This window comes from Hydrogenophaga sp. L76, from assembly GCF_057654755.1.
Genome location: NZ_CM172807.1, coordinates 92,471 through 111,672 on the forward strand (window position 1 = coordinate 92,471; position 19,202 = coordinate 111,672).

Annotated in this window: 17 protein-coding genes; all 17 read left to right on the forward strand. The window is 69.1% G+C overall.

All coding sequences use genetic code 11. From position 1 onward, the window contains the following. The first annotated feature begins 62 nt into the window (after positions 1 to 62). The 17 genes from AC23D4_RS00450 (at position 63) to AC23D4_RS00530 (ending at position 19,196) form a co-directional block, all read left to right on the forward strand. Positions 63 to 767: a response regulator transcription factor gene (locus AC23D4_RS00450; RefSeq protein ID WP_472888842.1), complete on the forward strand. Its 705-nt coding sequence runs from the start codon at positions 63 to 65 to the stop codon at positions 765 to 767. 218 nt (positions 768 to 985) lie between these two features. Next, positions 986 to 1,801, forward strand: coding sequence for a type II secretion system protein (locus tag AC23D4_RS00455; protein WP_472888841.1), 816 nt, complete (start codon positions 986 to 988; stop codon positions 1,799 to 1,801). A gap of 32 nt (positions 1,802 to 1,833) precedes the next feature. Continuing rightward, positions 1,834 to 2,730 carry a type II secretion system protein gene (locus tag AC23D4_RS00460; RefSeq protein WP_472888840.1) on the forward strand — a complete coding sequence of 299 codons (897 nt, stop codon included), beginning with the start codon at positions 1,834 to 1,836 and terminating at the stop codon, positions 2,728 to 2,730. Between the two features lie 6 nt (positions 2,731 to 2,736). Further along, positions 2,737 to 3,210 carry a hypothetical protein gene (locus AC23D4_RS00465; RefSeq protein WP_472888839.1) on the forward strand — a complete coding sequence of 158 codons (474 nt, stop codon included), beginning with the start codon at positions 2,737 to 2,739 and terminating at the stop codon, positions 3,208 to 3,210. Further along, on the forward strand, positions 3,207 to 4,496 hold the full coding sequence (locus tag AC23D4_RS00470; protein ID WP_472888838.1) for a hypothetical protein: 1,290 nt from the start codon (positions 3,207 to 3,209) through the stop codon (positions 4,494 to 4,496). The genes AC23D4_RS00465 and AC23D4_RS00470 overlap by 4 nt, the downstream gene beginning before the upstream one ends. An 88-nt stretch (positions 4,497 to 4,584) precedes the next feature. After that, positions 4,585 to 5,184 carry a hypothetical protein gene (locus AC23D4_RS00475; RefSeq protein WP_472888837.1) on the forward strand — a complete coding sequence of 200 codons (600 nt, stop codon included), beginning with the start codon at positions 4,585 to 4,587 and terminating at the stop codon, positions 5,182 to 5,184. Next, a complete protein-coding gene (locus AC23D4_RS00480; protein ID WP_472888836.1) occupies positions 5,184 to 5,849 on the forward strand; it encodes a hypothetical protein in 666 nt (221 codons plus the stop codon). The genes AC23D4_RS00475 and AC23D4_RS00480 overlap by 1 nt, the downstream gene beginning before the upstream one ends. Beyond that, positions 5,846 to 6,622, forward strand: coding sequence for a type II secretion system protein (locus tag AC23D4_RS00485; protein WP_472888835.1), 777 nt, complete (start codon positions 5,846 to 5,848; stop codon positions 6,620 to 6,622). Before AC23D4_RS00480 ends, AC23D4_RS00485 begins: the two co-directional genes overlap by 4 nt. 45 nt (positions 6,623 to 6,667) lie before the next feature. Next, the gene (gene mshL / locus AC23D4_RS00490; RefSeq protein WP_472888834.1) at positions 6,668 to 8,380 is read left to right on the forward strand and encodes a pilus (MSHA type) biogenesis protein MshL; all 1,713 of its coding nucleotides are present in this window, start codon (positions 6,668 to 6,670) and stop codon (positions 8,378 to 8,380) included. Positions 8,381 to 8,457: 77 nt separating this feature from the next. Next, entirely contained in the window at positions 8,458 to 9,288 is an 831-nt protein-coding gene (locus AC23D4_RS00495) for a tetratricopeptide repeat protein (RefSeq protein ID WP_472888833.1), read from the forward strand. Then, positions 9,285 to 10,748, forward strand: coding sequence for an AAA family ATPase (locus AC23D4_RS00500; RefSeq protein WP_472888832.1), 1,464 nt, complete (start codon positions 9,285 to 9,287; stop codon positions 10,746 to 10,748). The genes AC23D4_RS00495 and AC23D4_RS00500 overlap by 4 nt, the downstream gene beginning before the upstream one ends. A 16-nt stretch (positions 10,749 to 10,764) precedes the next feature. Next, a complete protein-coding gene (locus AC23D4_RS00505) occupies positions 10,765 to 12,402 on the forward strand; it encodes a GspE/PulE family protein (RefSeq protein ID WP_472888831.1) in 1,638 nt (545 codons plus the stop codon). A gap of 3 nt (positions 12,403 to 12,405) precedes the next feature. Beyond that, the gene (locus AC23D4_RS00510) at positions 12,406 to 13,680 is read left to right on the forward strand and encodes a type II secretion system F family protein (protein WP_472888830.1); all 1,275 of its coding nucleotides are present in this window, start codon (positions 12,406 to 12,408) and stop codon (positions 13,678 to 13,680) included. Next, complete coding sequence (locus AC23D4_RS00515) at positions 13,680 to 15,914, forward strand: type II secretion system protein (protein WP_472888829.1); 2,235 nt, start codon at positions 13,680 to 13,682, stop codon at positions 15,912 to 15,914. The genes AC23D4_RS00510 and AC23D4_RS00515 overlap by 1 nt, the downstream gene beginning before the upstream one ends. Continuing rightward, positions 15,911 to 17,128 (forward strand): type II secretion system protein, encoded by a 1,218-nt coding sequence (locus AC23D4_RS00520; RefSeq protein ID WP_472888828.1) that lies wholly within the window; start codon positions 15,911 to 15,913, stop codon positions 17,126 to 17,128. The genes AC23D4_RS00515 and AC23D4_RS00520 overlap by 4 nt, the downstream gene beginning before the upstream one ends. After that, complete coding sequence (locus tag AC23D4_RS00525) at positions 17,125 to 18,438, forward strand: type II secretion system protein (protein WP_472888827.1); 1,314 nt, start codon at positions 17,125 to 17,127, stop codon at positions 18,436 to 18,438. The genes AC23D4_RS00520 and AC23D4_RS00525 overlap by 4 nt, the downstream gene beginning before the upstream one ends. 29 nt (positions 18,439 to 18,467) lie before the next feature. Beyond that, positions 18,468 to 19,196, forward strand: a complete 729-nt coding sequence (locus AC23D4_RS00530) for a type II secretion system protein (protein ID WP_472888826.1) — start codon at positions 18,468 to 18,470, stop codon at positions 19,194 to 19,196. The last annotated feature ends 6 nt before the right edge of the window (positions 19,197 to 19,202 follow it).

A 19,202-nucleotide genomic window follows, 5' to 3' on the forward strand; every position in this document is an offset into this window, starting at 1 on the left:
GGCCGCCCGGCATCGGTGTTTCTTTTTTCTTTCCGCCGCCAGGCGGGGACAAGGTGTGATGGATGTGGGATGTACTGGTCTGTGAAGACTTCACCGATTTGCGCGAAGCCCTGGTGGACTTCCTCCAGGACAGCGGCCGCTGGCGGGTTCGCGCGGTGAGCGATGGCCAGGGCGTGCGCCTGGCCCTGGCCGAGCACGTGCCGGACGTGATGCTGCTCGACGTCGGACTGCCCCAGGAAAGCGGCACCGAGGTGGCGCGCTGGGTCAAAGCGGCCCACCCGGGGCTGGGCATTGTCATGTTGTCCGGGCGCAGTTCGCCGGCCGATCGTCTGGCCGGCTGGCGCTGCGGGGCCGACGTGTACATGCTCAAGCCCGCCGAGATGGAAGAGGTGGAGCTGGCGCTGACGGCCCTGGTGAAACGCGGCCAGCCGCTGGCCGCGGAGTCTGAGCCGGCCGATCCCCTGCCGGTGCTGCAGGTCGCCAAGGGTCAGCTGATCTGCCCCGGTGGCGAGCCCTGCCAGCTGACCGCCCGCGAGGCCATGCTGCTGCACGCGCTGGCCTTGTCACACGGCACCGTGGTGGAAAGCGAGACCCTCAGGCGTCTGCTGTGGTCCGGACTGGAAGAAGACATCGACCACAACAACGCCCTGTTTTCGCTCGTCCGGCGCCTGCGCCGAAAGCTCGATGGCATGGGCTTTCCCGCGGACGCGCTCAACGCCGTGCGGGGCCGGGGCTACCGGCTGGCAAGCCCGCTGCGGTTCGAATAAACACGCCCCGCCCGGCACCGGACCCTGCCCGGGTCGCCGTGCCACACACGCCGCCGTGCACCGCAGCACGGCGTGCGACACATCACGCCTGACACCACTTTGACAGGTCTGCAGGACCTTTATCAAGGTATTGCTGAGTTGTGACAGGTTGTGACAGATTAAGCAGAAACGTACTCCATAGACTCGCGGCGGTTACAAAAAATCACTGGAGAGTCTTCATGAAGCGTGGATTTGAGCGATTCGGTGGCGTTGCTGGAAAGCAACGCCAAGGCGGTTTCACCCTGGTGGAGCTGTCGGTGGTGCTGGCCGTCATCGGCCTGATCATTGGTGCCATGGCCATCGGCAAGGATGTCCAGCGCAATGCGGAGTTCACCAAGGTCAAGAACAAGTTCATTGACCAGTGGGAGCAGTCCTACAACCAGTATTACCAGCGCACCGGCGTGGTCGTGGGCGACGACCAGGTGGCGCCGCGCCTGATGGTCAACGGCGTCGCCTACGTGGCCGGCGGGGTGCTCCCGATCTCGGGCGGCAACATGACCGCGGTCGTGGCACCGCCCCGGGTGTGCGACAAGGCCGACAACGCGGCCATGACCGCGCGCACCGCTGCCGCGGCCACCACCCTGCGCACGCAGATGACGCAGGCCGGCATCCGCATGCCGCCCGGCCGTGCCGAGGGTTTTGAAGACCGTTACGTCTACCTCGACAGCAATGGCAACCCGCAGGAGGTGCAGGTCTGCTTCCAGTGGAACAACCCCGGTGAGCCCGAGGGCGCGGGCAACGTGATGATCGTCTCGGGCCTCACACCCGAGCTGGCGCGCATGCTCGACCAGATGGTCGACGGCAAGCCCGATGCCCAGGAAGGCCGTTTCCGCCTGCAGGGCGTGGACAACGGCATCGCGAACGCGCCCGGCGTGCAGTGGAACCGCACCAACGACGACACGGCCGCCAGCCTCGCAGGTGCCGCGGGTGACAACCTCCAGCGCGACGAGAGCCAGGTGGTGACCGTGGTCGCCGTCTACAAGATGAACCAGTGACCTCCCGTCCCCATTCTTCAGGAAACAACGCCATGACCCATTCTTACAAAGCCCGCCGGGGCGCCCAGTCGGGCTTCACGTTGATCGAGCTGACCCTTGTGCTGGCGGTGATCGGCCTGATCATCGGCGCCATCGCCATCGGCAAGGATGTGCAGCGCAACGCCGAATACACCAAGGTCTCCAACAAATTCCTGGAGCAGTGGAAGATGGCGTACGACCAGTACTACCAGCGCACCGGGACCGTGGTCGGTGACTGCCAGCAGGCGCCCACCTACATGATCAACGGCGCCGAGACCACCATCGGCGGGACGGGGGCGTGCCAGCGCAACGGCGGCCAGGCCGTCGCCGGCATTCCCGAGAACTTCACCGGCACCGGCGCCAAGATCTGCGAAGGCCAGGGCTACGCCGTCAACCAGTCTGGCGCGGGCGACACCACGCTGGCCGTGCAGACGCTGCGCACGCTCATGACCCGCCACGGCGTGCGCCTGCCGCCGGGCCGCGGCGAAGGGCACGAAGACCGCTACGTCTACCAGGACACCAACGGCAACTCCGCCGAAGTGCAGGTGTGTTTCCAGTGGAACCCGGCGGGCACCGCCAGCGGTTCCGGCAACGTGATGGTGGTGCGTGGACTGACGCCCGACCTGGCCCGCTACATCGACCAGCTGGTCGACGGCAAGCCCGACTCGCGCGAAGGCCGCTTCCGCATCCAGGCCCGTGCGGCCCACACCCAGGCCGTCGACGCCAATGCCCCGGGCACGTCCTGGGAGGCCAACAACACGATCGCCAGCAACATCGGCGGCAACAACCAGAGCGGTACCGACGCCATCACGGTGGGGGCGAACAACCCTGACGCGGCAACCGCCACGGGCCGGCAGTACGACGAAGACCGCGTCACGCTGCTGACCGCCCACTGGATGATGGATCAGTAAATGGCCATGTCTCGTCATCGACGTCTGATCGTCCTCGGCGCTGTGACTGTCGCCCTGGCGGTGGCGGCCTGGCTCGCCATGAGCCAGGTCTCGCAGCTGAACCAGGCCCGCGCACAGGTGGCCGCCACCCGGGCGGAGCTGGGCCAGCTGCGTGGCCTGATGCCCGTGGTGGAGCAGCGCGAGCGTTACGCGCGCCAGGACGCCGAGATCCGCGCGCTGGCCGAGCGCGAGGGCTTCGACCCCGCCCGCTGGAGCAGCCGTCGTGTCCAGCGTGCGCCGTCGGCGGTGTCGCGCCTGGAGGCCGAACGCCTGCTGGGCCAGCAGCTCGGCGGTGGCGGCCTCCAGTGGTTTGCCGCCGATCGTTTCGACGTGTCGGTGGTCAGCCCCACGGCGGGCCTGTTCACGCCGGCACTGCCCGATGACCGGGGCTTCAGTCTGGAGCTCTCCGGTGTTGTCTACTTTCCGTTGGGTGCCCAATGAAACCTGACCAGATCATTCTTGTCTGCGCGCAGGGTTGGTTCCAGCTCGCGCAGGGCCAGTGCCGGGAGCTGCAGCCCTGGGCCGATGTCAAGGGCCCCGCGCTCGTCGTGGTGGAGTTCGCCCAGTCGCAGATCGGTGTGCAGGCCTGCAAGGGCAAGGCCGAGTACGCCGCGGCCATCATCGAAAAAGCAGTGCGCGCCGAAGGTGCCGTGGACGGCCCGCTGCAGGTGTTCGTGCACCGGCAGATACGCCACACCGACAGCAGCGTGGTGCTGTACACCGCCATTCCGCTGGAGCTGTGGCAACAGTTCCAGACCTGGTCGCAGCAGCAGCCCGACCATTGCCTGATCGTTCCGCTGGCGGGCCTGTTCCAGGGTCCGGCCGCGGACGAGCAGTTGCAGGTGCTGCACCTGGGCTCGCAGTTGCACGCGTTCAGCGCGGCCGGCGGCAAGATGCATTACGCCGGCGCGACGGCGATCGGCAGCGAACCCGCCGATCTGCACGCCCCCTTGCGCACCGTGGTGATGCAGCTCAAGGCCAGTGGCTGGACCGGCGCGCCCAAGGGCGTGTGCTGGGGCGGTGTGCTGTCCGACGATCTGGACGTGGAGCGTGGTCTGCTCGGGCGGCTGGCCGAAGCCGGCCTGAACGACGTGCGCCTGATGCCGCACGAGTCGTTCCTCAACGGCGAGGCCACCTGCGCCACCGTGCTGCCGAACCTGCTCGACGCGATGGATTCGAACGCTATCCAGGCGCCCTGGCTGGGCCGCATGGCCTGGCTCAGCGAGCGCTATGTGGTGCCGCTGGCCGCGCTGATCGCGGTGATGACGGTGGGGCTGGGTGCCTTTGCCTTTTTCTCGAACCACCTGATCACACAGGAGCAGACCACCCTGCAGGCGCTGCAGGACGAAACGGAGCAGTTGCGCCAGCGCGTGAGCCAGGTCGGCCAGGCGAGTGCCTCGGCCCTCGATCCCGAGGCGGCCAGCTTCGTGCGCCAACTCGGTTTCGCCGCGGTCCACGACCCGATCCAGATGCTCGCCACGGTGCGCCAGGCGGCGCGCCCCGGCGTGCGGGTGCAGCGTGTCCAGCTGGTCAGGACCGACAGCCAGGCCAAACCCCGCTTCCGCGTGGACGGCGTGGTGGACGGCCCGGCCAACCGGGAACTGCGCCGCTTTCTGGCCGAGTTGCAGACCCAGGGCTGGCAGGCCGAATCGGTGTCTCCCAACGACGGCTCACCGGGCGCGTTCGCCTACCTGTTGAAACCCGTCGAGCCGGGCAAGAGCCTCTGAGTGCCTGGCCCGTGATCGGGTGGCCCGCCGGTTGGCGGGCACCCGGCGCGGTGTCATTTTCCGAGTACAGCATCCAGTGATACAGCCCATGAAATACGCAGCCCTGACACTCACCACCGCCGCCACGGCGCTGCTGGTACTGGCGATGGCGGGCATTGCCCAGCAGATCGGCGGCAATGGCCGGCCGATGCCGCCCCTGCAGGTATCGCTCAGTCCCCTGAGCGAGCAGCAGGTGCGCGAGCAGGACGAGGTGAAAACCGCGCTGGTGGCCCTGCGCGGCGCGGCCGCGGGCCGTCCGTACGGGCTGGCCCAGATCGGCCGGGTGCCGGTCACGCCGGTGGACCAGGGCGTGCAGGCGCAGGCGGACTACGGCAGCATCTTTGCCCTGCCGCTGGAGGTGGCCACGGCCAAGCCGGTGAAAGGGAGCCCGCGGCCCGCGCGGGTCGCGCTCTCGGCTGTGGCCCTGCCGCGTGTGAGTGTGGTGCTGCGCGACGGCAGCGAAGGCAAGGCCGTGGTCGATGGGTATCTGGTGGGCGTGGGCGACCAGGTGGCGGGTGGCCTCGTGGTCAAGTCCATCCGCATCGAGACGGTCACGTTCTCCGCCCGTGGCGAAGAGATCGATGTCGCCGTTCCGCTGGAGCGCCTGCGCGTGCTCGGCGCCTTTCCTTCGCGGGGCAAAGGCCACTGATGAACAAGGGTGTGATCGTTGGAGGCGGGCTGGGTCTGCTGCTGCTGGCCTTTCTGGCCGGCGTCTGGTTGTCCAGGCCGGCCTCGGAGCCGGGTCTGGTGGTGGCGCGGCCGGGTGCACCCCAGATCCGTTTGCCGGCTGGCGGCGCGCTGGACGCGCCCGCGGGCCTGCCGGGCTCGCCCGCCAATGTGCCAGCGCCGTCCACCGGCACCGCGCCGCCCGGGCCTGGGCTGGGCGCTGAAGGCAGCGCCGCCCCCTGGACCGTGGCCCCCCAGGCCCAGGCCAGTGGCCCTGCCCTGACGCGCGAGCAGCGCCGCCAGATCCGGGTGCGGATTCGCGTGAAGGTCAACGAGCTGTTGAGCAAAGGGCCCCAGCTGTCGCTGGCCGAGACACAGGGGCTGCTCGACGAGATCGAGACGCTGGGGCAGGGCCAGTTCGACCCGCGGTACTTCCAGGTCATGCGGGAGATGATCCAGCACAGCGTGACGACCCAGCGCCTGAGCGAGGAACTGGGCCGCATCGCCCAGAGCACGGCGCCCCAGGACGTGGCGCGCCGCCAGGCCATCCTGGGCGAGCTGCGCGACATCAGCGACCGCATGGCCAACGGCGCGAAGACCATGCAGTCGTACTCGCGAGACCTGCTGGCCGGGGAGAAACACCCTTGAGCCGAGCGCGCACAAGGCCCGTCCGCACCCGCGCGCAACACGGCTTCACCTTCGTGGAGATGGCCGTGGTGCTGGTGGTGGGCGGCTTGCTGAGCTGGGCCGCTTTTTCCGCTTACGACACGGTGCTCGATGGCAAGGACCGCCGGCAGGCCCAGGACATGGCCCGGCAGGTGCAGTCGCAGCTGCGCGCCTTCGCCGTGCGGCACGGGCGCCTGCCATGCCCCGACACCAGCGCTGCGGGCACAGGCCTGGAGAGTCTGGCTGGCGGTGTCTGCGGCAGCGGCAACCGGATCGGCTGGTTCCCTTATGTGAGCGTGGGCGCCGGCTTGCCCGTGGCCGAATACCGCGCCCGTTACGCCGTGTACCGCGCGCCCAACGCCAGTGCCGCGGCCGACGCGGACCTGGCGCTCAACCTGGAGCGCACCGGCGACGCGCCCGGCCATGTGAACCACCGCGACGTGAGCGACCTGATCGTTGCCCTGAACAACGTGGCCGGCCTGGCGCTGGCGAGCGACCAGCCCCACCTGACCGGCGACGGCGGTGTGGCCGGCGCGGTGGATTGCACCGCCAACCGGCAGACGTCGGTCGCTTACTGGATCGTGGTGCCGCTCAAGGACCGCAGCGGTGACGGCGAGCGGCTGGACCCGCCGCATGCCAGCGCCGGCCCGTGTGTGTTCAGCCCCGGAACCCCCGTGAGTGCCACCAACGACGACGTCGTTCTTTCCGAATCGCCGGCGCAGCTGGCCGGCTGGCTGCGCAAGAGCCTGCCCTGAGCCCCCGCCCTTTCCTTCACCGTTTTCTCCGCTTCAAAGACCGCCATGCACCACTTCAAGATCTCCATGCTCAAGCCCGGAATGGCCACCACCACCGCGATTGTTTCAGCAGCCTTGCTGGGCGCCTGCGTGGCTCCGCCGCCCCAGAGCGCCAAACACCTGAGCGACCCCGACGTCGATTCCTTGAAGCGCATGCAGGAGGTGTCGCGCGCCGAGTCGGCCAAGCTGCTGGCCCAGCAGGAGCAGATCCTGCGGGAGATGCGCCGCACCGCGGCGGTCAAACCCCTGGAGCCCGCGGCCCCCACCTACGACCCGCTGGAAGGCAAGACCATCAGCGTGGCCGTCTCCAACGGCAACATCAGCCAGATCCTCACCGCCTTCGCCGACGCGGCCAAGGTCAACCTGATCGTCGAGCCGGCGGTGGTGCAGCAGGGTGCGCTGACCGACATGTTCCTCAAGGACGTGTCGCTGCGCGAGGCCTTCAACGAGCTGCTGCGCAGCTACGACGTGGCCGGCGAAATCCGCAACCAGACCCTGCGCGTGAAGCTGCACGAAGAGAAGTTCTTCGCGATGGACTTCCTCAACATCAACACGCAGATGTCGCTGAACTCGGGCGGCAACGTGTTCGGCTCGAACGCCACCGGCGCCAACTCCGCGATCTCGGGCAGCCTGTCCATGAGTGCTGCGGCCGGAAACCGGGCCGACCCCTACACCGAGATCGAGAACAACCTCAAGACCATCCTGGGAGAGGCCCGCTCGCCCGTGGTCGACCCGGCTTCCGCGGCCCGCGGCAACCAGGACCCGACCCAGGTGGTGCAGCCCAACCAGCAACACGGTTTCACGCTGAACCGCACCTCCGGCACGCTGTTCGTCAAGGCCCGTCCGTCCCAGATGCGCTCGGTGGAAAAGCTCATCAAGAACACCCAGGACATGCTGACCAAGCAGGTTTACATCGAGGCGCAGCTGATCGACGTGACGCTCAACGATGGCTACCAGTTCGGCATCGACTGGACCCAGCTGCGCAGCCGGGTCGCACTGAACTTCGGCTCCAGCGCGCTGGAACTGGCCGGTGGCGTGGCCAATCTGCCCAACTCTTCGCGCACGCGCAACTACCCCGCGAGCAGCCTGACCATTCCGGCCCGGCTGGTCGGCCAGGGCACGGGCCAGACCGGCGGCGGCCTGGCCTACCAGGACAGCAGCGGATCGACCGTGATCAACGCCCTGCGTTCGTTCGGCAACCTGCGCATCCTGTCCAACCCGAACATCCAGGTGCGCAACGGCACCCCCGCGATGCTGTCGGTGGGCACCAGCCAGCGCTACGTGTCCAAGTCGAGCTCGGCGGAGAACAACATCGGCGGGGGCGCGACCACCACCTCGTCCGAGGTGCAGACCGACGCCGTGTTCTCCGGCGTGATGGTCGGCGTGCTGCCCATGATCCGCGAGGACGGTCGCATCGAACTGCTGATCAACCCGGTGCAAAGCGATGTGGACCCTTCCAGCCTGGCTCTGGTCGAGGTGAACGACTCCAACCGCGTGAGCCTGCCCCAGGTGGCCTACAAGGGCCTCACCACCACCCTGAACGTGAACGATGGCGACGTGGTCGTGGTCGGTGGCCTGATCGACCAGAAGAGCGCCAACAACAACGGCGGACTGCCGTTCCTGTCGGATGTGCCCCTCTTCGGAAAGCTGGTCACCAAGGAAAACACCAGCCAGTCTGCCCGTGAGCTCATCGTCGTGCTGCGTGTTCGCCTCCTATGAGCCTCATCTACCAGGCCCTCAAACAAACCGAACAGCAGGCGGCACCGTTACAACCCTCTGGCCGTCGGAGGACAGGCGTGGCCACGCCCGCGCCGGTCCGGCGCGGCTGGAACCCCGAGCCGGTGTTGTGGGGCGTGGGGAGCGTGACCGTGGCGGTGCTGACCGGGTGGATGGTGAGCCTGGCCCTGGCGGCCCAGCAGGGGCCGTCCGCGGCGCCTGCGCCTGCGCCCGCTGCTCCGGCGCTGCCGGGCGCTGCCCCGGTGGCCTTGCCTGTGGCGGATCTGCCTGAAGTGGACCTGCCCAAGGCGGACCGGCCGCTGCCCACCGCTTCGCCGCAACTGGTGTTTTCGCCGTCGTTGTCGGTACCGGCACCGGCCGCGACCGGCCCGGCCAGGGCGCCGGCCGCGTCCGAGCAGAACGTGTCGAACGTCCCGAATGCTCAGGACGCACGCCAGTCCGCCGAGCCCGCCGCCGCGAGGAAGGGAGACGCCGAGAGCGCGCCTCCCCCAGCGAGCGTGCCTGTGGCACGGCCCGTGCCCGACGAGTTGCCGGCCCTGTTCGATGCGCTGAACCACGCGCTGGCTGGCCACGATGTGGACACGGCCCGCCAGCAGCTGCTGGCGATCCAGGCGAAGCTGCCGGAGTCGTCGGTGGCCCGCCTGCGCGCCGAGGCCTGGTTTGCCCACCAGACCGACGATCTGGACGGCGCGCAGCGCCTGTACCGGCGCCTGCTGGCCAAGCTCTCGGGCGACGAACACGCCAGCCTCAACCTGGCCGCCATCGAGAAGAAACGCCTGCGCCTTGACCAGGCCAGGGACGTGCTGGCCAAGTCCCTGCGTCAGAACCCGAATTCGGCCGTGTTGCGCACGGCGGTGGATCAGCTGGCCCGCAGCGAGGCCCAGCCATGAACACCCCCAACAGCCACCTGACCGCCCTGGGCCTGGTGCGCAGCCCTTTTCCCTACACGCCCGACGCGGGCTGCTACTTCTCGACGCCACACCTGGACGAGCAGCTCGTCGAGCTGGAGCATTGCGTGTTGTCGCGCAAGGGCTTCTCACTGCTCACGGCCGAAGTCGGCATGGGCAAGAGCACGCTGGTGCGGCGCCTGATGACGGACCTGGCGGCGAAGAACGTGGTCTCCGCGCTGGTGTTCAACACCTTCCTGCAGGGGCCGGAGCTGCTGGCCGCCGTGCTGCAGGACTTCGGTCTGGAAGGCACCGGCGCGATGTCGTCCGACATCGCCGCGCTCAACACCTTCCTGCTCGCCAACCACCGCGACGGCAAGACCTGCCTGCTGATCATCGACGACGCGCAGAACCTCTCGGCCAGCTCGCTGGAGCTGATCCGGTTGCTGTGCAACCTGGAGACCGACCAGGAAAAGCTGCTGCAGATCCTGCTGGCCGGCCAGCCCGAGCTCGAAGAGATGCTGTCCCAGCACAGCCTGCGCCAGCTGCGCAGCCGCCTGGTCAAGCATTCGCGGCTGTACGGCCTGACCAGCGCCGAGATCGCCGACTACGTGCGGTTCCGGTTCGAGTCGTCCGGCAGCGATGGCTCGCTCGTGCTGCAGACCGATGCCTGCCAGCTGCTCTGGCGCGAAACGCAGGGCGTGCCCCGGCAGATCCATCTGATCATGGACCGCTGCCTGTACGGACTGGCGGCGCGCAACGGCAACGTCATCGACTCGAACCTGATGAAAGAGGCCATCAACGACAGCCGGGTCGATCTGGTGGACACGCCCACGGCAGCGGTCGTGCGCGTGGTGCCGCCGGTGCGCGACCGCCGGCCGTGGTTGGTCGCCGCCGCCCTCGCCGGCCTGGTCGCCACCGGGGCGGCCCTGGGCTCGCGCTTTGGCGGGTTGGATGCCGGCCGCGCGCAGCCGCAGGCGGATGCTGTGGCCGCCCGGGCGGTCGCGCTGAACCCGTCGTTGCCCGGCACAGCGCCGGCCCCCTCGCCGCAGACGGTGGCGGCCCAGGGCCTCTTTGGCGCCGGGTGCGAGCCCGCCACCGAACAGCCCGCCGGGCGCATCGTGGTGAGCCAGCCCCTGGCGCAAAGGACCCATCAGCTGCTGGGTGCGCGCCTGGCCCGGCTGGCCGATGTCTGCATGGACACCCGCCAGGGCCAGCCCTGGCTGACCTGGAGCACGCCCCAGGCCGGCCACGCCCTGAACAAACGGTTGACCGCGGCCCGCTTCCAGATCGCGCTGACCGAATACGGCAGCCTGCTGCCCCGGGAAGTGGACGGCATCTGGGGCGAGCGCAGCCGGCGCGCCCTGCAGCAATTCCAGAACGAACTGGGCCTCAGTCCCTCGGGTGAGGTGGACCCCCTGAGCGGCCTGCTATTGGAGAAGTTCTATGTACAAGAACAGTGATACCGGGATGGAACCCATGAAAGAAACCCGTCTCAGCTTCAGCCAGATGCTGGTGTCCAACGGTCTGGTCAGCCAGGTCGTGATCGACTACGTGCGCCAGAAGCAGGCGGTCGAAGGGCACAAGCTCGGGCGCATGCTGGTGGAGCTCGGCTTCATCAGCGCCAAGGACCTGGCGCGCCAGCTGGCGATCCAGCGCGGCATCGAATTCCGGGAGGTGCCCGCGGTCGACCCGGAAGTGGCCGCGGCCTTCAACCGCAGCCTGTGCCTGACGCACAACTTCCTGCCGGTGGGCCGTGAGGGCGACAAGCTGCGGGTGCTGCTGGGCGACGCGGAGCCCGAGGCCGTGGCGACGCTGATCCAGCGCCGCGTGGGCCAGGAGGTGGTGTTCTGGCAGGGCGAGTTCTTCGCCGTCATCGACGCCATTCACCAGCACTATTACTTCCAGGAAAACCCGGTCGAGCGGCTGATCGAATCCGAGATCCGCAAGCTCGCTGACGACCGCGACCACGCCTACAGCCCCGACCGGCTCATGGAGCTGATCCTGCACACCGCCGTGCGCGAGCGCGCCACGGACGTGCACCTCGCCCCCACCGCCCGCAGCCGCGGGGTGCTCATGCGCATCGACGGCGTGCTGCGCCCGATGTTTGCGATGCCGCCCTCGCTGGACCGCCTGGTGTCGTTCATCAAGCTCAAGGCCGACATGGACGCCAGCGAGCAGCGCCTGCCGCAGGATGGCAGCTTCACCATCAAGCTGATGGACGCCACCTACACGATCCGGGTCTCGACCATGATCTCGGAGTTCGGCGAACGCGTGGCCATGCGCCTGCTGGCCGAGCGCAGCGACCTCGACCGCCTGCAGGACCTGGGCTTCCTGGAAGACGACGTGGCCGAGATGGAAAAGGCCTTCGCCCGCCCGCACGGACTGATCCTGATCACCGGCCCCACCGGCTCGGGCAAGAGCACGACCCTGCACGCCGCCCTGCGCGTGCAGCCGCTGGTGGAGCGCAACGTGCTGACGGTGGAAGACCCGGTGGAGTACCGGGTGCCGGTGGCCTGCCAGACCGAGGTGAACCGGCGCGCCGGCTACGACTTTGCCAGCGCCATGCGGCACTTCCTGCGCCACGACCCGGACATCATCCTGGTGGGCGAGGTGCGCGATGCCGAGACGGCACGGGCCGCGCTTGACGCGTCGTCCACCGGGCACCTGGTGCTCTCCACCCTGCACGTGGGTGGCATCTTTGGCGTGGTGCCCCGCCTGCGGCTGCTCGGGGTGGACGCCGAGACCGTGGCGGAGAACCTGGTGGCGGTCATCAACCAGCGCCTGGTGCGCTGCATCTGCCCCTACTGCAAGACCCAGCGCGCCGCGACCGAAGACGAAAAAGCCTGGCTCGGGCCGGCGGTCTCGATGGTGCACCACGGCGCCGGCTGCATCCACTGCCGCGGCACCGGTTACCGCGGCCGGCTGCCGGTCTATGAAATCCTCACGGTCAAGCGCGAGCTGGCCGACGCCATCGTGGGCGAGGCGCCCCGGGCGCGCATCCGCGAGCTGGCCGAGGCCAGCGGGCTCAAGCCCATGGTGCACCTGGCCCGGTACCGGGTACTCCAGGGCGAGACCACGGTCGACGAGGTGCGCCGCGCCATTGGACTGGAGTAAGCCATGAGCACTGCCGCCGGTCTGCGGACCTACTTCTACCGCGTGCTGCTGCCCCATGGCAAGGTCAAGAGCGGCTTTCTGCGCCTGCTGGTCGAGCGCGACCACTCGGTACGCCTGCGCCTGGAGCAGACCACCGAGGGTGCCGTGCTCAACCTGGTGCGCCTGCCGGCCTGGTTCACCGCCGTCAACGACCTGCGGCTGCGGCTGTTTCGCCGCCACGTGCGCCAGCAGGACCTGGCCGGTTTCCTGCGCGACATGGGCATCATGCTGGACGCGGGCGTCCCGATGATGGAGGCGCTCAGGACGCTGGTGGAAGACGAGTCCGGCGACGACGGCGTGGCCGAGCTCGCGCAGCGCGTGCACACCGACCTGGGCTCGGGCATGCGCATGCCGCAGGCGTTCGCGCGCCACCCCGACGTGTTCCCCGAAACCGTGCGCAACCTGGCCGAGATCGGCGACCAGTCGGGCGAGCTGCCCCGGATGCTGCTGGAGTCGGCCTCGCACATCGAGCGGCTGATCGACATCCGCCGCGACATCCGCACGGCGCTGATCTACCCGGTGCTGGTGTTCACCACGATCCTGGGTGTGGGCTTCTTCTGGCTCTACTACGTGGTGCCCAACATGGCCCAGCTGTTCAAGCAGCTCCAGGCCAAGCTGCCGCCACTCACGCAGTGGCTGATCACCGTGTCGGACGCGCTGGTCCAGTTCCTGGTCCTGTTCGTGGTCGGTGTGGTGCTGCTGATCCTGCTGCTGATGTGGCTGTACCGCTCGATCCCCGGCTTCAAGCTTGCCTGCCACGAGCTGCTGCACCGCCTGCCGATCGCGCGCACCCTGTCCACCTCCTCGGGCATGGCCTTTATCAGCGAACACCTGGCCCTGCTGGTGCGCGCCGGTCTGGACTTCATGGTCAGCCTGGACGTGTTGTCCCGCGCCACCACCGACCAGTTCTACCGCGAGCGCCTGCTGCGGGTGCGCGACGGCGTGGCGCGCGGCGAAGGCATCGGCGCTTCGATGCGCCGCGTGGGCGGGTTTCCGGCCATGGCGGTGCGCATGATCTCCGTGGGCGAAGAGTCGGGTTCGCTGGACAAACAGCTTGACCGCCTGGCCAGCGAATACCGCAAGCGACTGGACGTGGTGGTCAAGTCGCTGGGCGAGATCATCAAGCCCGCGCTCATCCTGCTGGCCGGCGCGCTGTTCATCTTCCTGATCGTGGCGCTGCTGCTGCCGATCTACGACCTGGTGCGCCAGTCGGTCAACCACTCGCTGGGAGGGGGCTGATGCGTGTGGCGCCCGGGGCCGGTGTGCCCACCCTGAAAGTCCGGCGCCGCCAGCGTGGCCTGGGCCTGCTGGAGGTGTTGCTGTTCATCGCGATCGTGGGCGGGCTGGCCTTGGTCGGCTACCTCGAATGGCGCGAACGCTCCGCGCTGCAGAGCTCGCGCCAGGAGCGCGCGTCCCTGTCCCAGGCAGACACCGCCGTGATCACCTTTGCCACCGTGATGCAGCGCCTGCCGTGCCCCGACACCGACCGTGACGGGCTGGAGGACTGTGCCGCGGGGGCCCAGAAGGGCTGGCTGCCTTCGGTGTCGCTCAAGCTGGCGGGGGCCGATGCGGGCGTCGGCGTGGCGCAACTGCGCTACCTGGTACAGCGCGGCGCCACCGCCTACGACCTGGCGCTGAGGGGCGACAACTGGCGCCCGCTGGAGTACGACGGGGACGCGACCACCTTCGCGGCCATGCGCGAGACCACCGCCAGCGGCGGCAGCTACCAGGCCGACATCATCACCCTGCCCGACCTGTGCCAGCGGGTGGGGCAGGGCGCGGTCGCCACCTTCGGCACGGGCATGGCCCACGTAACTTCCGCGCCCCTGCGCCCGGTGGCCTATGCGCTGGTGCATCCGGGCCTGGAAGACACCGACGGCGACGGCTCGCTGTTCGACGGCGTCAACGCCTCGGCGGGCCATACCGTGGAAGACCCCGACCGCTCGCCGCTGCTCAGCAGCTACGACGATGTGGTGCGCGAGCGCTCGTTCGCCAGCCTGCAGTCGGCCTTCCACTGCCAGCCGCTGGCGCAGTCGATCGACACCGTGGCGCTGGGGCTGGACGTGGTGGATCAGGTTGACGAGATGCGCGAGGACAGCATCGACGCCGCCGAGCGGGCGGTGATCTTCGCCGCCCTGGGCGCGGCGATCACGGCGGTGGAGCTGACCGCTTCGGTGGTGGAAGCCGCCTCGGACACGGGCAACGCGGTGGCCGAGGCCACGCTGTGCGGCGCCACGCTGGGCCTGGCGGTGAACGCCTGCGCCGCCTTCCCGCAGCACATCGCCTCGGCCGTGCTCGCCGGTGCGTCCACCGTGGCCAACACCGCGACCATCGCCCTGAACGTCACGGCCGCGATCATGGCGGGCAACGCACTGGTGCTGGCCGACAACAGCCGGCCGCCGGAATCGGTGTCGTGCCCCGTGCCCGATGTCAGCGCGGCGCTCGCCGCGTCGCTGACCGAGTGGAACAAGGCCAAGGCCGAGGTCACCCGCGTGCAGGGCGAGATCGCGCAGAAGCAGATCGAACTGGCCAGCGCGAACACCGCGAAGACCAACGCGATCAACACCCTGTACTACTGGGTGAGGTACGGCGGCTCGTCGTCCAACCTCGACGGCACCGTCAACCTTCTGGTCAACCGCTCGAACACCTGGAACCAGGAGGCCGTGGACTACGCCGCGGCCCAGGCCTCCCGGGTGAACTACCAGAACGAATACAACAGCTGGAGCGACATCGTCGTGCGCTACAACAACATGCTGGCCAACCGCACCACGCTGATACCCCAGGTGCAGGCGGAGATCGCCGCGCTGGACATCCAGATCGCCGCCGAGACGAACCCGACCACCAAGGAAGCGCTGCAGCTCCAGCGCAGCAACAAGCAGGGTGAGCTGGCGCTGCTCAACGACGTCACCACGCTCACCTCGGAGCGCGACAACGCCATCGTCAAGCGGAACCAGGCCTGGGCGAACCTGCAGGCCGCCATCACCGCCGAAGCCAGCGCGCTGGCGGTGCTCAACGGCGCGCGCGGCAACTACCAGTCGGCCTACAGCGCTCTCTTCAATGGCAGCCTGGGCCCCTACAACTTCTATTACCCGCCCACGACCTATATCGCCTGCACCCCGCAGCCCCTCCCGGTACCGGCCTGCCCGGCGGGAAGCTATGAGAGCAGCCCGTACGTGCAGTCGGCGATGCGGGACCTGTATGGATCGGGCGGTAACACGGGGTCGACGCAACCCCACGCAGACAGCAGATACATGAGGCCTCTGACGATACAGCGCCAGCTCGACGGCTTGAACACGCAGCTCAGCGCCGCGCAACAGATGGAAGTGGATACCAAGAAGCGCTACGACGACCTGAAGGCCCAGGCCGACAACCCGCCGGCCTGCAACCTCACCGGCACCGGTGTCACGCCCTGGTCGCCCACCACGGCCGCCGATCTGCTGATCAACGTCGATGTGAAGGGGGGCACGCGATGAGCCCCGTTGTCATCCGCCGCCGGCAGCGCGGTTTCTCGCTGATCGAGCTGGGCGTGTCGCTGGTGATCGTCGGCGTGATCGGGTTGATGCTCTGGCGCTGGATTGCCGCCACGCAACAACCCGTCTCGGCGCAGGACATGCGGCGCCAGCTGGGCGAGGCGCAATCGGCGGTCGAGGGCTTCGTGCTCACGCGCCACCGGCTCCCGTGCTCCGCGGCCAACACCGGCGGGGTGGAAGCCTGCGGCACGGCCGATGCCGTTTTCCTGCCCTGGAAAACGCTGGGCCTGAGCAGCGACATGAGCGTGCTGCACTACGGCGTGAACCGCGGTGGTGGTGCCGACCTGGCCGCCACCGGAGCGGCCTGGATATCGCCCGACCTGAACATCGACTTCAACGGCGTGCCGGTGCTGCCGGTGGCCACCGCCGAGGCGCCGGCCGCGGCCACCGCAGCCACGCAGGTGACCAGCTTGATCACCTCGGCGGCGGCCCGGCGCACGGCGGTCAACGGGCTGGACTGGTGCCGCTTGCTGCGCGGCTTCGCGGCCAATCCCACGGCAGCCGGCGTGTTGAGCGCCGGCAACATCACGGCCAGCCTGCCGGTGGCCTACACGCTGGTGCACCCGGGGATGAACGGCCAGTTCGACGGCAACAACCGGGTCGGAGCGGGCGGCTCGTGGCGGTTCGACCTGCCGGGCCGCGCGCAGGACGAGGGCTTCGACGACATCGGCCTGGCCGTGGGGCCGGCCGACCTGTCCACGCGCCTGGGCTGCGTGGCGCGGCTGAGCGCCGCCCAGGGCTCGGCCCAGGCGGCCTTCGCCCAGTACGACACCACCCGCGTGATGCAGGAATACTGGTCGCTGCGCGAATTCGACGTGACCACGGCCGAAGACGGCGTGAGCGGCGCCGAAACCGGCGTGGCCATGGCCGCCATGGGTCTGGCCATTTCCACCACCAGCACTCTGGTGGGGCTGGCCTCGGCGGCCAACACCGAAGGCCTGACCGTCTACGCCGTGGCCATCGCGGCCGTCAACATGGCCGTGGCCGTCACGGAAGTCGGGCTGGCCGCGCAGGACCTGGTGGATGCCCAGCAGGCGCTGGTGGACTCCAGGGCCAAGCTCGTCGCCACCAGCACCTACGCGGCCGGGGTATTCAACGCGCTGGCCGATGCGCTGAGCCAGTCCATCGCACTCGACACGAAAGGACTCAACCCATGAGACAGCGGATGAAGGGGTTCACGCTGGTGGAAATTTCGGTGGCGCTGCTGGCGCTGGGCCTCATCGTGTGGGGGGCGGTGGCGTTCTGGCAGCAGTCCGCCGGCCAGCGGGTGTCTGCCGTGCAGCTGGATGCGCAACAACAGGCCCGCGAGTCGGTGCTGGGTTTTCTGTACGCCCGGCACCGCCTGCCTTGCCCGGCGGCCGACGCCAACGGCGTGGAGTCCTGCTCGCTCGCGGGCGGGGGGCTGCGCCAGGTCGGCTATGTGCCCTGGCAGACGCTGGCTCTGCCCCGACCCGAGGCCGGCCGGCTGCGCTACGGCGTGTCCCGCGAGGCCTCGGCCACAGCCCATCTGGACCGCGACCTGGCGGTGGCGCAGGACCGCATGAACCCCTTGCGCGTGCGCACGCCCGACCCCCGCCCGCAGAACGGCAACGCCCCCAATGGCAGCGCGCCGCCCCTGCCCGTGGCCACGGCGGGGTTGCTGGGTGCCACCCAGTCCGGCGACGTTGCGGCGCCGCTCAACAGCGCATGCAATGCGGCCAACGCGCCGCCCTGCGGCGTGGGCGGTGCCGCCGCGGTCAACCAGGTGGATGTCTGCCTGGCGCTGAACACCGCCTCGGACGCCGCCACCGCGCCCGCCGGGTCACTCGGGGTGATCTCCGCGGGCGTGCGCCGCCCGGCCGCGTTCGCTATCGCCGCGCCGGGGCTGCTCGACGCCGACGGCAACGGCCAGGCCTTTGACGGCGCCAACGCCACGGCCAGCGACGCGTCGCCGACCTTCGAATCGTCCAGCACCCGCGCGACCCACGCCTACGACGACACCGTGCTCGCCGCCAGCCACGCCGAGCTGTTTGCCCTGCTGGGCTGCGAGACGGGCCTGTCGGTGGCCGAACACGCCCACTTCAACGCCGCCACCGGAGCGTTCGTGCTGGAGCGGGCCCTGTACGACTACCGGGACCAGCTGTACGTGCTGGTCAAGCTGGCGGAGGCGGACGTCGCGGCCGCCACGGCAGGTGTGACCAGCGCCATTGCCGGCGGGGCCGACGCCGCCCAGGCGATGCTCTCGGCCACCGCCGACACCACCATGAGCGTGGGCGCACGATCGTTCCAGATCGGCCTGACCGCGGTCGGGATCGCCGCCGCGGTGGCGGGCGGGATTGCTGCGGGTGTCGCCATGGGGCTGGCCGTGGACTCGCTGGTGGACGCCCAGGACACGCACGCCGAATTTGCGGCCCGCACCACGGCGATCACCGACCTGTCCATCTCCATCAACCGCAACGCGCTGCTCGCGGATGCCATCGGCTTCTGAGTCCTACATATGTTTTCGGGGTGTGCACCATGAATCGACCAACCAATGCCAAGCTCACCAAGCCTGGCCATCGCCAGCGCGGCTTCACCCTGGTGGAGCTGAGCATCACCCTGCTGGTGATCGGTCTGCTGCTGGGCGCCGTGGCCGTGGGCCGCGACCTGCAGCGCAGCGCGGCCAACCAGCGCCTGTCCACCGACTTCGTGCAGGGCTGGCAACTGGCGTACGAGGCCTACGTGAACGGCGTGGGGCGCCCGCCCGGCGACAGCGCCACCAACCCGACCGGGCAGATCAACGGCGGCACCGCCCCGGCGGGCAGCCAGCTGTGCGGCAACGACATGCTCAACGCGTTCCTGGCCGCCGGCGTGCGCCTGCCCGAAGGGCGCACGGCCGGCAGCGCGGACCGCTACGTCTACCTGGACAGCAACGGCAACCCGCAGGAAGTGCGGGTCTGTTTCCAGAGCGTGAACTGGGCCGAACCCGGCGCCACGGTCAACACCTACGCCACTCGTCCGCGCAACGTGATGGTGCTCAGCAGCGTCACCCCGTCTCTGGCGTCGATGCTCGACCAGCAGATCGATGGCCGCAACGACGCACGCTTCGGCCGCTTCCGCGATGTGTCGTTCGCCAACGCGATCGCGACCACCGTCGGGCAGGTCTGGCCCATTGACGACCGCATGGCGTTCGGCACCACCGTGGCGACCTCGCTGGACGAATCCCAGGTGGCGGTGACCACCGCGTACCTGCAGATGATGCGCTGAGGCCGC